Annotated in this window: 11 protein-coding genes and 1 riboswitch; of the genes, 6 read left to right on the forward strand and 5 right to left on the reverse strand. The window is 67.1% G+C overall.

The features are described from left to right. From ribE to ACLF6L_RS04545, 5 genes are read left to right on the forward strand one after another with little or no spacing between them, the layout of a single operon-like run. Positions 1-483: a 6,7-dimethyl-8-ribityllumazine synthase gene (gene ribE, locus ACLF6L_RS04525; protein ID WP_238617542.1), complete on the forward strand. Its 483-nt coding sequence runs from the start codon at positions 1-3 to the stop codon at positions 481-483. Then, positions 480-923 carry a transcription antitermination factor NusB gene (gene nusB / locus ACLF6L_RS04530; RefSeq protein ID WP_412852463.1) on the forward strand — a complete coding sequence of 148 codons (444 nt, stop codon included), beginning with the start codon at positions 480-482 and terminating at the stop codon, positions 921-923. The genes ribE and nusB overlap by 4 nt, the downstream gene beginning before the upstream one ends. Before the next feature lie 9 nt (positions 924-932). Beyond that, positions 933-1,904, forward strand: a complete 972-nt coding sequence (gene thiL, locus ACLF6L_RS04535; protein ID WP_412852464.1) for a thiamine-phosphate kinase — start codon at positions 933-935, stop codon at positions 1,902-1,904. After that, positions 1,901-2,401 carry a phosphatidylglycerophosphatase A gene (locus ACLF6L_RS04540; RefSeq protein ID WP_238617539.1) on the forward strand — a complete coding sequence of 167 codons (501 nt, stop codon included), beginning with the start codon at positions 1,901-1,903 and terminating at the stop codon, positions 2,399-2,401. The genes thiL and ACLF6L_RS04540 overlap by 4 nt, the downstream gene beginning before the upstream one ends. Then, entirely contained in the window at positions 2,398-3,048 is a 651-nt protein-coding gene (locus ACLF6L_RS04545) for a TIGR02281 family clan AA aspartic protease (RefSeq protein ID WP_412852465.1), read from the forward strand. Before ACLF6L_RS04540 ends, ACLF6L_RS04545 begins: the two co-directional genes overlap by 4 nt. Positions 3,049-3,060: 12 nt before the next feature. Here the strand turns inward: ACLF6L_RS04545 and ACLF6L_RS04550 are convergent, their stop codons facing one another. The 5 genes from ACLF6L_RS04550 to ACLF6L_RS04570 form a co-directional block, all read right to left on the reverse strand. After that, positions 3,061-6,147, reverse strand: coding sequence for an efflux RND transporter permease subunit (locus ACLF6L_RS04550; RefSeq protein WP_412852466.1), 3,087 nt, complete (start codon positions 6,145-6,147; stop codon positions 3,061-3,063). Positions 6,148-6,150: 3 nt separating this feature from the next. Next, a complete protein-coding gene (locus ACLF6L_RS04555) occupies positions 6,151-7,398 on the reverse strand; it encodes an efflux RND transporter periplasmic adaptor subunit (RefSeq protein WP_238617536.1) in 1,248 nt (415 codons plus the stop codon). A gap of 90 nt (positions 7,399-7,488) precedes the next feature. Continuing rightward, a complete protein-coding gene (locus ACLF6L_RS04560) occupies positions 7,489-8,292 on the reverse strand; it encodes an ABC transporter ATP-binding protein (protein WP_238617535.1) in 804 nt (267 codons plus the stop codon). Between the two features lies 1 nt (position 8,293). Further along, on the reverse strand, positions 8,294-9,262 hold the full coding sequence (locus ACLF6L_RS04565; RefSeq protein WP_238617534.1) for a FecCD family ABC transporter permease: 969 nt from the start codon (positions 9,260-9,262) through the stop codon (positions 8,294-8,296). Continuing rightward, positions 9,259-10,188, reverse strand: a complete 930-nt coding sequence (locus ACLF6L_RS04570) for a cobalamin-binding protein (protein WP_238617533.1) — start codon at positions 10,186-10,188, stop codon at positions 9,259-9,261. The genes ACLF6L_RS04565 and ACLF6L_RS04570 overlap by 4 nt, the downstream gene beginning before the upstream one ends. A gap of 130 nt (positions 10,189-10,318) precedes the next feature. Continuing rightward, a riboswitch (cobalamin riboswitch) is annotated at positions 10,319-10,575 on the forward strand. A 162-nt stretch (positions 10,576-10,737) separates the two neighbouring features. On the opposite strand from ACLF6L_RS04570, the gene ACLF6L_RS04575 reads away from it, so the two are divergent. Continuing rightward, a complete protein-coding gene (locus tag ACLF6L_RS04575; protein ID WP_412852467.1) occupies positions 10,738-12,558 on the forward strand; it encodes a TonB-dependent receptor domain-containing protein in 1,821 nt (606 codons plus the stop codon). Positions 12,559-12,575: the final 17 nt, after the last annotated feature.

Raw genomic sequence — 12,575 nt, forward strand, 5'->3', positions numbered from 1 at the left:
ATGCATTCAGCCATCCAGACCCATGAAGGGACCTTCACCGACCTCTCCGACGTGCGCGTCGGCCTGGTCTTGTCCCGCTTCAACGCCTTCATCGTCGAGCGCCTGCTGGAAGGGGCCGAGGACGCCCTGCTGCGTCACGGCGTGCCGGCCGCGAACCTGACCGTGGCCCGGGTGCCCGGTGCCTACGAACTGCCCCTGGCGGTCAAGGTGATGGCCGATTCCGGCAAGTACGACGCCATCATCGCCCTGGGCTGCGTGATCCGCGGTTCCACCCCCCATTTCGACTATGTGGCGGGCGAGGCCACCAAGGGCCTGGCTCAGATTCAGCTTGAATACAGTCTGCCCATCTCCTTCGGCGTGCTGACCACGGACACCATCGAGCAGGCCATCGAGCGCGCCGGCACCAAGGCCGGCAACAAGGGCGCCGATGCCGCCCTGGGCGCCTTGGAAATGGTCAGCCTGATCAGGTCGCTTCGAGCATGAACCAGCCCCATTCCATGGACCATCGCCGCCTGACCCACGCCCGGCGCCATGCCCGGCGTCTGGTCATGCAGGCCCTGTATCAGTGGCAGTTGACCGGCTACCACCCCAAGGACATCCTGGCCCAGTTCAAGGAAGATCCCGAGATGGAAAAGGCGGACTGGGAATACTTCCGCATGATCCTGTTGGGGGTGACCGAACAGGTGAAGGCCGTCGACGCTCTGGTGGAACCCCATCTGGACCGCCCCATGGAACAGGTGGACCCGGTGGAGCGGGCCATCCTGCGTCTGTCCGCCTATGAACTGCAGCATTGCCCCGAGGTGCCCTACAAGGTGGCCATCAGCGAGGCGGTGGCCCTGGCCAAGAAGTTCGGCGCGGAGCAGGGACACCGCTTCGTCAACGGGGTCATCGACAAGGTGGCGGCCCAGGTGTCGATCCGCTAGTGCCTGCCCGTGAAGGAATTTGACCTGATCCGTCGTCATTTCACCCAGGCTCCCGGGGATCCGGACGTGATCCTGGGGGTGGGGGATGACGCGGCCCTGTTGCGGGTGCCGCCGGGTCATGAGCTGGTGGTATCGGTGGATACCCTGATTCGGGGCGTTCACTTTCCCGCGCAGACGCCCCCGTCCGCCGTGGGCCACAAGGCCCTGGCGGTGAACCTGAGCGATCTGGCCGCCATGGGCGCCATGCCCCGCTGGATCACCTTGGCCCTGACCCTGCCGGATCAGGACCCGGACTGGCTCGGAGCCTTTGCCCGGGGCCTGCTGGACCTGGCCCGGCAGCACGGGGTGGAACTGGTGGGCGGGGATACCACCCGTGGTCCCTTGTCCATCACGGTGCAGATCATGGGGGTGGCGCCGGTGGGGGCCGCCCTGCGACGTCGGGGTGCCCGCCCGGGAGATCGCATCATGGTCACGGGCACGCCGGGGGATGCGGCGCTGGCGTTGCAGCGGATGCTGGCCGGGCAGGCCCTGGATCCCGACGATCCGCTGCGCCGGCGCCTGGATCGGCCCACGCCCCGGGTGGCGGCCGGATTGGCCCTGCGCGGTCTGGCCTCGGCCTGCATCGACATCTCCGACGGGCTGTGTCAGGACCTGGGTCATGTCCTGACGGCCTCCGGGGTCGGGGCGACCCTGCGCACATCCGACCTGCCCCTGTCGGCCGCCTTTCTGGCCCACATGCCCGCCGAGGGGATTGACTGGTCCCTGCCCCTGGCGGGAGGCGATGACTACGAACTCCTGTTCACGGTACCTCCCGAGAGGGTGCCCCGGGTCCATGAGCGTCTGGCGGGCACGGGCTGCCCGGTGACCGAGATCGGTGAGATCGAGGCCGAATCGGGGCTACGGGTGCTGGATCCGGCCGGTGACCGGCTGTCGCTGGATCGGGGCGGCTATGACCATTTTCAGATCGCGGAGTCCTCATGAGCCCATCCAAGCCCGCCCCCATCCCCCCGCGCCGGGTTCTCACGGACCCGGTGCATTTTCTGGCCTTCGGCTTCGGCAGCGGCCTGTCGCCCAAGGCCCCGGGCACGGCGGGCACGGTGGCCGCCATACCCCTGTATCTACTGTTGTCCGGCCTGCCGCTGTGGGGCTACCTGCTGGCCACCCTGATCGTGATCGGCGTCGGTGTCTGGCTCTGCGGCGAGAGCTCACGGCGTCTTGGGGTCCATGACCATCCCGGCATCGTCTGGGATGAGTTCGCCGGTTTTTTGGTCACCATGATCGCCGCGCCGGCGGGCTGGATCTGGGTGCTGGTGGGTTTCGTACTGTTCCGGATCTTCGACGTGCTCAAGCCCTGGCCCATCGGGTGGCTTGACCGGCGGGTGGAAGGCGGTTTTGGCATCATGGTGGATGACCTGTTGGCGGGGGTCTATGCTCTGGTGGTGCTGCAGCTACTGGCCTTTGCCTTCACCGCCCCATGAGAACCCGCCATCTCCCCCGGCTGACCCTGCTTTCGGTGCTCCTGGCCGCTCCCGCCGCCGCCGTGGACATTCATTTGATGGGGGTCTTTTCCGATCGCGCCGTGATGGCCCTGGACGGGCAGCGTCAGGTGTTGCGGGTGGGGGAGACGTCCGAAGCCGGGGTGCGCCTGATCAGCACCGACAGTCGCAGCGGGACCGTGCTCATCGAACTGGAGGGGCGTCAGCGTCAGATCGGCATCGACGGCCGCGTCGGCGGGGAATTCCAACCTCGGGCCATCAGCCAGGCGCGGATCTATCGGGGCAGTTCGGGCGGCTTCACCACGCCCGGCGCCATCAACGGCCATGCCGTCACCTTTCTGGTGGACACCGGCGCCTCGGCCATTGCCCTGAGTGCCGTGGAAGCCCGTCGTCTGGGGCTCGACTACACCCGGGGGGCTCAGGTTCGGGTGCAGACGGCCTCGGGCACCGAATGGGCGCACCGCATTCATCTGGACCGGGTGCGGGTGGGCGGGATCGAACAGCGCAATGTCCCGGCCTTCGTGCTGCCGGGAAATCAGCCCGGCATGGCCCTGCTGGGCATGAGTTTTCTGGACCAGGTGGACATGCGTAACGAAGGTGGGGCGCTGATACTGGAACAACGCTTCTGACCCAGTGCTTGTTCAGCGGTTCACCCATCGCTCATGCACCGCCAGCAAGGCGGGGATCACCACCAGGACCAGCACCGTGGCCACCGCCAGACCGAAGACGATGGATACCGCCATGGGGATCAGGAACTGGGCCTGCACCGAACGCTCGAACAACAGCGGCACCAGTCCCGCGATGGTGGTGAACGAGGTCAGAAGCACCGCACGCAGGCGCTGGCAGGAGGCCTCCACGATGGCCGCGTCCTGGGCCAGGCCTTCCTCGCGCAGGGACTGATAGAAACTCACCAGGATGATGGAGTTGTTCACCACGATACCGGTCAGGCCGAACAGCCCGAACAGGGACAGGATGGTCATTTCCATGCCCAGGAGCCAGTGCCCGGCCAGGGCGCCCAGCAGGCCGAAGGGGATGATGGCCATGACCACCAGCGGCCAGCCGTAGGATCCGAACACCCAGGCCAGGGTGAGATAGATCAGCGCCAGGGCAAAGATCAGACCCATGCGCATGTCCGCCAGGGTTTCCGCCTGGTCCGCTGCCCGGCCTTCGAAGGACCACGTCACCCCATGACGTTCGGCCAGCGCGGGAAGTACGTCGGCCGCCAGCTGTTCGCGGACCCGGCCGGCATTGTTCACCGCCCGGTCCACTTCGGCGGATACGGAAATGGCCAGCCGGCCATCGGCCCGGCGCAGGGTTTCGAAGCCCTGGCGCGGCTGGAACTCGGCCACCGTGTCCAGGGGGGCCATGCCCCCGCCCGGCAGGATCACCGTGAAGCGCTCCAGGGTGACGCCGTGGTGACGCTCGTCGTCGGGCAGGATCACGCGCACCTCCACTTCTTCCAGACCCTCTTGAAAGATCTGTGCCAACGCCCCGTCGAAGGCGTGACGCAGCTGACGACCGAGGGATTCCGTGGTCAGTCCCAGGGCCAGGCCCTCGGGTCGGAGCCGGTAGATGAGCTGCTCCCGGCCATAGGGCATGTTGTCTTCCACCGCAAACACGCCGGGAAAGTCGTTGAGTGTCTCGGCCAGTTCCAGCCCGGCCGCCTTGAGCCGTTCCGGGTCCGCCCCGGTCAGGCGGATATCCACGTCCCTTCCCGGCGGGCCGGCCTGGCGTTCCGTGATGCTGAACAGCTCGATCCCCGGTGGCATCTGGATGCGTGACTGCCATTCCCGGATGAATCGGGTATTGCGCACGTCCCGCTGGTCCGGGGAGACCAGTTCCACCAGGATGGCGCCGAACTGGTCTCCCCGGGGCGCCTGTACCGGCCCGCCGGTGTCCAGGCCCCGGCCCAGGGAGACCACCACGTTGCGGATCAGGTTGCCGCCCAACTCGGATTCGGTGTCATGGAGGGTGGACTCCACATGTTCCAGGAACCGTTCCACCCGTTCCGGCGGGGTCCCGGCGACGAAGTGGGCGGCGGCCGTGACCACGGTGCCTTCGGGAGCGGGAAAGAAGGTGAAACCGATGCGACCACCCACCAGCAGGCCCATGGCCAGGATCAGGACCGCCACCGCGCCCGCCAGGGTGATGCCGGCATGTTCCACCGAATGGGTGACCAGTCGCCGGAAGGGGCCTTCCCGGAAGGCATCGAAGCGCTTGTCGAAGCGGTCGCGGAACGAGCCGGGGCGGGGTGGCCTGACCTTTTCCAGGCTGTTCTTGAGGTGAAAGGGCAGCACCAGGAAGCTGATCAGCAGGGTGGCCAGGATGACACAGATCACCACCAGGGGGATGTCGAAGAGGATGTTGCCGATGATGCCGCCGATGAGCATCAGCGGCAGGAAGGCGGCCACGGTGGTGAGCGAGGCGGAGATCACCGGGGCAATCATGCGCTGGGCACCGCGCTGGGCCGCCTGGGCCGCGTTCATGCCCCGTTGGTACTGGGTGTAGGCATGTTCACTGACCACGATGGCATTGTCGACGATGATGCCCAGGGACATGATGAAGCCGAACAGGGACATCATGTTGATGCTGCCGCCCAGGGCCCAGAGGGCGAGGAAGGCGGCGGTGAACGAGACGGGGATGCTCAGGGCCACCCGCAGGGCCAGGCGGCCGTTGAGGAACAGGAACAGGATCGCCAGTACCAGGATCAGACCGCCGGCCCCGTTCTTGAGCAGCAGGCCGATGCGTTCCACCAGGGGTTCGTAGAACTGGTCATAGACATGGATCTGTACTCCCGGCGGTAGCGTCTCTTTTGCCTCGTCCAGCCAGCCCAGCAGGATGCCGGAGGCGTCCAGGGCATCATCCCGTTCCGCCCGTTGCAGGGACATTTCCACCGCGGGTTCGCCCTGATAGCGCACCAGCACCTGATTGTCCCGGATCCTGCGCTCGATCCGGGCCACATCCCCCAGCAGGATCAGGCCCCCTTCGGCGTCGCTGCGCAGGGGCAGGCGGGCAAAGGCTATTTCCTCCCGACCCTGTTCCAGGCTGCGCAGCTGCCGGGCGCTGTCGTCCCGGCCCACCATCCCCGCGGGCAGATCAAGGGAGAGACCGGCGATCCGCTCGCCCACCTGACCCAGGGTCATGCCCAGATCCAGCAGTCGGGCGGTGGGAATCTGGATCGCCATCTCCTCTTCCGGCAGGCCGGAAAAGTCGATGCGGGCAATCCCCTGGTCCAGCAACTGACGCTCGAACTCCCGTACCAGGGGGCGCAGTTCACGCAGATCGGGCCCGCTGACGAGTAGCCGGGCGATGGGCTCGTAGCGGATGATGCGGTTGACAATGGGTGTCTCGGCGGCCTCCGGCAGGTTGCGTTGCTGGGCCACCACGTCCTTGACCTGGTCCGTGGCCAGGGTCATGTCGGTGCCGGCCTGGAACTCCAGAGTGATGGAGGCGATGCCCAGGGCCGAGGTGGAGGTGAGGCTGCGCAGACCGTCCACGGTGCGCAGTTCCTGTTCCAGGGGAATGGTGATGCCGGTTTCCACGTCTTCCGCGCTGGCGCCGGTCCAGGCCACCTGCACGGTGACGAAATCCAGGGCGAAGTTGGGGAAGAACTGGGTGTTGAGCTTGAGCAGCGCCCAGGAGCCGGACAGCAGCATCAGGGCCACCAGCAGGTTGGCCGCCACCGGATGCCGCAGGAAGAAGGGGATCACACCACGGGAACGGGCCATGGATCAGTCTGCCTCCGCGCTGACCCGCAGGCCGTCGATGGCATTGGGCAGCCGGGTGGTGATGATCCGGTCACCCGCTCGCAGGGCCTCGCCGGATACCAGGATGCGTTCGCGACCGTCCTCGTCCACCCATTCGCCCACCCGTCTCACTGCAAGGCCCTGCATGCGTCCGTCTTCCAGGCGGTAGATGCGATCCAGCCCGTACAGGGCCTCGAAGGGCAGGGCCACCACGTGCTCTCTTGGTGGCAGGGAGAGGCGCAGGCTGACGAAGCGTCCCAGGGGGACGTCCCGGGTATCCGAGACGATCCGGAACAGCCCTTCCACGCCGGCACTGCCGGCCCCGGTTTCACCGGCCAGACGGCTCAGTTCAAGGGTCAGGGGCAGGCCATCCACCCGGGCCTGGGCAACGGGCGGGGATGCCATGTCGAGGGCCTGGCGCACCGCCGGCAGATGGACGGCGGGGATGGGGGCGCGCACCTCCAGGGCCTGGGTATCGAACAGGGTCACCAGGGCGTCGCCCACCCGCACCCGGTCCCCGGGGGCGACATTGACGCGGGCGATGCGGCCGTCGAAGGGGGCGCGGACATGGCTGCGCTCCAGATCCAGAGCGGCCTGGGCCAGCTGGGCCTCGGCCCGACGGATGCGTGCCCGCAGCTGTTCCCGGCGAGCGTCGTAATCATCCAGGGCCAGCTGCCGGTTGGCCACGGCCAGGGCCTGCTGCTCCCGGTTTCGCTGGGCCTCTTCCAGGGTGGCGGGGGAACCCAGGTTGCGATTGAGCAGATCCTGGGCCCGGTTCACGGCCCGTTCCGCCAGCGCCAGCAGGGTGCGTTCCCGGTCCAATGCCTCCCGATCCCGGGCGTGGCTTCGTTCCAGGGCCCGCAGCTGTGCCCGCAGGTCATCCAGATCCGCCTGCCGTTGCCGGACCAGCAGTTCCAGTTCCCGGTCGTCCAGGATCACCAGGGTGTCTCCGGCTTGGACCTGGCGACCTTCCTCCACCGGCACCCGGGCCACGTCCGCTTCCACCGCGGCGCGCAGGCCGGCCGCCCGGGGCGAGGTGACATGGCCGTGGAGCGTGACCTGGGGAGGAAGGGTCCGGGGCGTGATCTCTTCGGCCGTCACCCGCCACACCCGCTCCGCCACCTGCCGGGGCGGTTCGGAAGGCCGGGTGATCAGCAGCAGGACGAACCCGCCGATACCGATGGCCAGCAGGATCAGGGGCAGCAAGCGCTTGATGCGGGGAGGCAGGGGCATGGGCGGTCGAGGGCTGAGGTGAACCGGCATTGTAGCCGGGTTGAGGAGGTAATTCAGTGTTTGCTTATTTTTGGGTCTTTGGGCCGGACGTTACCGGGTTCGGGGAAAGAACACCGGCATGCCTTCCACCTCGCCGGTGACCAGGGCCTGTCCGTAGAGGCGTTCCAGGGCGTTGGGCACCAGCATCTCCCGGGTGGTTCCCCAGCAGGCCTCGCCGCCGGGGTACATGAGCAGCAGGTGATCGCAGTAGCGGGCGGCCAGGTTGACGTCGTGCAGGGTGAGGACGGCGCTGCGTCCCTCGGCCACGGCACGGCGGACGATGTCCAGTACCGCCACCTGATGGTGCAGATCCAGATGGTTGGTGGGCTCGTCCAGCAGGAAGATGCGCGGGTCCTGGGTGAGGGCGGTGGCAATGGCCAGGCGCTGGCGCTCGCCGCCGGAGAGGGTGGCGATGAGACGGGTTTCCATACCGGCCAGATCCACCTGCCGCAGGGCCTTGAGGGCCGCCTGATGGTCTTCGGCCGACTCCATCTCCCAGGGACGCAGGTAGGGATGACGGCCGATCAGGGCCGTTTCCAGCACCGTGGCCGGAAACCCGTCCTGATGATCCTGGAAGACCATGCCCAGCAGGCGGGCGACGCGGCGGCGGGGCAGTTGCCCCAGGGGCTGGCCCTGGAGCCGGATGGTGCCCCGGCGGGGCGGTCGCAGACCGGCCAGGGTATGCAACAGGGTGCTCTTGCCGGCCCCGTTGGGGCCCAGGATGCCCCAGCACTGACCGGCCCGGATGTCCAGGTTCAGGGGGGCGCCGTCGCCCCGGCCGGGGATGTCCACCACCAGGTCCATGAGGGTCAGCAGGGGCGCGGGGGCTGGCTGAAGAAGTCGGGAGTCGCTCATCTCAACGGCTGCGGTAGAGCAGGTACAGGAACACCGGGACGCCCAGCATGGCGGTGATCACGCCCACCGGCAACTGCTGGGGGGCGATCAGGGTCCGCGCCAGGGTGTCCGCCAGGGTGAGCAGGATGCCGCCGGCCAGGGCCGAGGCCGGCAGGATCAGGCGCTGGTCATTGCCCAGCACCAGACGCAGCATGTGCGGCACGATCAGACCCACGAAACCCACGCTGCCCGCCATGGTGACCGCCGTTGCCGTGACCAGGGCCGCCACCCCGTAGAGGGTCCATTCCAGGGGGCGCACGGCAACACCCAGGGCTGCCGCCTGCAGCGGTCCCCGGGCCAGTACGTTGAGACTGCGCCCCAGGGGCATGGCCACCAGCACGACGACCACCAGCACGATCCAGGCCGGCCAGGGGCTGTGGGCATGGGACAGATCCCCCATCAGCCAGTAGAGCATCCCCGGTAGTTCGGTGGTGGGGCTGATCGCCAGCAGGAAGCTGATGAAGGCACCCCAGCCCGCCGCCACCACCACCCCGGTCAGCAGCAGACGGGTGGGTGTCCAGCTCCCGGTGCCGTGGGCCAGGCCGAAGACGATGAGGGTGGACAACAGGGCGCCGGCAAAGGCCGCCCCCGATACCATGGCCATGCCCAGGCCCGCCAGCATGGACAGCAACGCCCCCACCGCCGCGCCGCCGGACAGCCCCAGCACATAGGGGTCCGCCAGGGGGTTGCGCAGCAGTACCTGCATCAGCGCCCCGGCCACCGCCAGCAGGCCGCCGGTGGCAAAGGCCGCCAGGGCGCGGGGCAGGCGCAGTTCCAGGATCAGGGTCCGGTGCAGCGGCTCGCCGCCGCCGGTGAGCACGGCCAGGGTCTCGGTGGGCGTCAGCGGCACGCTGCCCAGGGCCACGGCGATGCCCAGGGACAGGCCGGCGGCCCCCAGCAGGATCGGCAGCACCAGGGCCGGTCGGCTCACTCGGAGGTCTCCGGGCGCCGGTCGCGGGCGGTTTCCAGGGCCTCGCAGACCCATCGGGTGCCTTCCAGAATGCGCGGCGTGGCCCGTTGCAGCAGGGACGGGGGGATGAAGAACAGATTGTCCCGGGCGGTGGCGGTCAGGGTCGGCCAGCGGCGCCACTCCTCGATCCAGTGCGGGCTGTCCTCGCCCATGCCGCCCCCCAGGATCGCTTCCGGATCGGCGGCCAGCACCACTTCCCGATCCAGTCGCGGGACCAGGGCTTCCAGGTCACCGAACAGATTGTGGCCGCCGCAGATTTCGATGGCGCGGGAGACCAGGTGCCGGTCGTTGAGGGTCATGAGGGGGCGGTCCCAGATCTGGTAGAACACCGTCACCCTGGGCCGGTCGCCGTATTGTGCTTCCAACGCCCGCAGATCCCGGCGAAAGTCCTCGGCCGCTGCCCGTCCCTGGGGTGCCCGCCCGGCCAGGGTGCCCAGGCGTTCCAGGGCCAGGGCCAGCTGTTCGAAATCCTGGGGGTCGTTGTAGTAGATGGGAATCCCCAGCCGGGCCAGGCGCTCCACCTGGGCCTGGACGTTGCCGCTGCTCCAGGCCACCACCAGATCCGGTTTCAGGGCCAGGATGGATTCCATGTCCAGTTGCTTGTAGCTGCCGATCCTGGGGATGTCCGCTGCCGCCGCCGGGTAGTCGCTGAAACTCACCGTGCCCACGATCCGGTTGCCGGCATCCACGGCAAACAAAAGCTCGGTGATGTGGGGGGCCAGGCTGATGATGCGCTCGGCCGGCGCGGCGAGGGACACCGTCTGCTGTCGGTCATCGATGACCTGGACCGGCGTCGTCGCGGCGGGGTCGGCCGTGGCCGTGGTCAGCCAGGCGGTGAGGCATAAAATGCCGGATATCATCGGTAAACGGGCTTTTTTTGCGCGCATCGTCGCCTTTCTTGCTGATTGCCGATAGTGGGTGATCAAGTCTTGAAGGCAGGCATCATAGCAGTTGCCGGCGGTCAATCCTGCCGGAAAAAAACCCATTGGCGGTAGCCAATCATGATCCTGTTGCGTATTATCCTGCCTCGCTTCAGGTGCCGGATGCGTGACACACATCCGGTGAAACGGGAAGCCGGTGCGACCATGGCCCAAGGCCATGGACAATGCCGGCGCTGCCCCCGCAACGGTAGGCGAGGTGGGGGGTCCATGGTGTTTCCAGGATCCCCGGCAGGGCGATACAACCACTGCGCGCAAGCGTGGGAAGGTGCCCTGACCAGGTCGTACATGACCCGCCCGCGAGCCCGGAGACCGGCCTGATGCGCTTACGCGGCATTGCGGAGGGCTTTGCGCGGCTCGATATCTTCGGGTTCCCCGGTAGGGAAGTGCCGTTCGTGGTCGTGTGCCAGGACGGGTTTCCCGCGCCCCTGGCTCTCCAGCATGCCGTCCTGATTCAAGACCGCATGGCGCGCGGGCGGCGCGCCGGAGAGTATCCCCATGCACAAGAAGTCCCTGCTGTCGGCAGCGATCCTGCTGGCCCTTCCCCATGCCCTGTCTGCCCAGGAAATGATCGCCCGGCTCGATCCCATCCTGGTGACCCCTACCCGCACGGCCCAGACCGTGGATCAGACCCTGGCGTCGGTGACCGTGATCGAGCGTGAAGAGATCGAGCGGTTGCAGCCGAAGGCGTTCGCGGATCTGTTGGCGGCCCGGGCCGGCATTGCCCTGTCTCAAAATGGTCCCTTCGGCAAGACCACCGGCCTGTTCCTGCGCGGCGCCGCTTCGGATCACACCCTGTTGCTGATCGACGGCGTGCGCATGGGCTCCGCCACCCTGGGCAGTGCCTCCTGGCAGTTTCTGCCCCCGGCGGAGATCGAGCGGGTGGAGATCGTTCGCGGACCCAGAACCAGTCTCTATGGTTCCGATGCCATCGGCGGCGTGATCCAGATCTTTACCCGCGAAGGTGACGGCCCGGCCCGGGTGCGGGCGCACATGGGGGCCGGTTCCTTCAATACCCGGGAATACGGACTTGGGGTTTCCGGCAGCCAGGACCGGACCCGCTACAGCCTCTCCGGCAGTCACTTCGGCACCGATGGCATCGATGTTCAGCGGGGGGTGGGGGATTCCGGTCGGGACGGATTCCACAACAGCAGTGTCTCCGGACGTTTGTCCCACCAGGCTACCGAGGGTCTGGAGCTGTTCGGTTCTTTTCATCACGCCCTTGGGGAGACCGATTATGACTTCGGTGACCCGGCTCGGGACTGGATTGATTTCGTCCATCATGCCTCCCGGATCGGCGTCCGGGGGCAGCTCCACGAGGTTTGGTTCAGTGAACTGAGCGTCAGCCACAGCCGGGATGAGAACGAAACCTTCCAGAATGGGGTGGCCTCGTCACGGATCGATACGACGCGATATCTGTTCGCCTGGCAGAACGACCTCCTGCTGGGGGATCACCTGTTCACGGCAGGGGTGGACTACCAGGACGACAAAGTGAGTGGTTCCACCAATTATGACGAGACCCGGCGGGACAACTGGGGTGTATACGCCCAGCTCCAGCTGGACCTGGGGCGTCATGCCCTGACCGGCAGTCTGCGGCAGGATGACAACGAGGCCTTCGGCAAGGAAACTACCGGGCAGCTGGCCTGGGGCTACCGGATCACCGATGCCTGGCGGGTCCGTGCCAGCGGCGGCACGGCCTTCAAGGCGCCCACCTTCAACGACCTGTACTGGCCCGGTAGTGGCAATCCGGACCTGGCACCGGAATCCTCCGAAACCTATGAACTGGGGCTGCGTCATCAATCCGGTGGTTTTCATGCGGATCTGGCGGTGTTCCAGTCTGACATCGACGATCTGATCGAGTGGGCGCCGGTGCCCGGCAGCTTTTTCTGGCAGCCGCAGAACGTGGAAAAGGCGCGTATCCGTGGCCTGGAACTGGAGACGGGGATGCGTCATGCCCACTGGTCGGCCACCCTGTCCCTGACCTTGCTGGATCATGAGAACCGCCATACCGGTCATGAGCTGCGGCGTCGCCCCAACGAGATCGCGCGTCTGGATCTGGACCGGCAATGGCAGGACTGGTCTTTCGGGACCACCCTCATTGCCGAGGGACGGCGCTACAATGATGCCGCCAACACCGACCGCATCGCCGGTCACGAGTTGGTGCATCTGCGGGCCGCTTATCAGGTGAATCCGGCCTGGACGGTGCGGGCGACCCTGAACAACGTGTTCGACCGTGACTATGCCACAGCCCGTGATAACGCCATTGATTATGAACAGCCGGGTCGGGCATTTTATCTGACCCTCAACTACCAGCAATGAGGGGCCTGCCCGCCCCG

Origin of the sequence: Ectothiorhodospira shaposhnikovii (assembly GCF_047222355.1) — a bacterium.
GTDB lineage: Bacteria > Pseudomonadota > Gammaproteobacteria > Ectothiorhodospirales > Ectothiorhodospiraceae > Ectothiorhodospira.

Bases quoted from the DNA above. Each gene is read 5' to 3' on its own strand.
- ACLF6L_RS04540 (WP_238617539.1), top strand. From the start codon at position 1,901: ATGAGCCCATCCAAGCCCGCCCCCATCCCCCCGCGCCGGGTTCTCACG.
- ACLF6L_RS04560 (WP_238617535.1), bottom strand. From the start codon at position 8,292: ATGAGCGACTCCCGACTTCTTCAGCCAGCCCCCGCGCCCCTGCTGACC.
- ACLF6L_RS04555 (WP_238617536.1), bottom strand. From the start codon at position 7,398: ATGCCCCTGCCTCCCCGCATCAAGCGCTTGCTGCCCCTGATCCTGCTG.
- ACLF6L_RS04545 (WP_412852465.1), top strand. From the start codon at position 2,398: ATGAGAACCCGCCATCTCCCCCGGCTGACCCTGCTTTCGGTGCTCCTG.
- ACLF6L_RS04570 (WP_238617533.1), bottom strand. From the start codon at position 10,188: ATGCGCGCAAAAAAAGCCCGTTTACCGATGATATCCGGCATTTTATGC.
- nusB (WP_412852463.1), top strand. From the start codon at position 480: ATGAACCAGCCCCATTCCATGGACCATCGCCGCCTGACCCACGCCCGG.
- ACLF6L_RS04550 (WP_412852466.1), bottom strand. From the start codon at position 6,147: ATGGCCCGTTCCCGTGGTGTGATCCCCTTCTTCCTGCGGCATCCGGTG.
- ACLF6L_RS04575 (WP_412852467.1), top strand. From the start codon at position 10,738: ATGCACAAGAAGTCCCTGCTGTCGGCAGCGATCCTGCTGGCCCTTCCC.
- ribE (WP_238617542.1), top strand. From the start codon at position 1: ATGCATTCAGCCATCCAGACCCATGAAGGGACCTTCACCGACCTCTCC.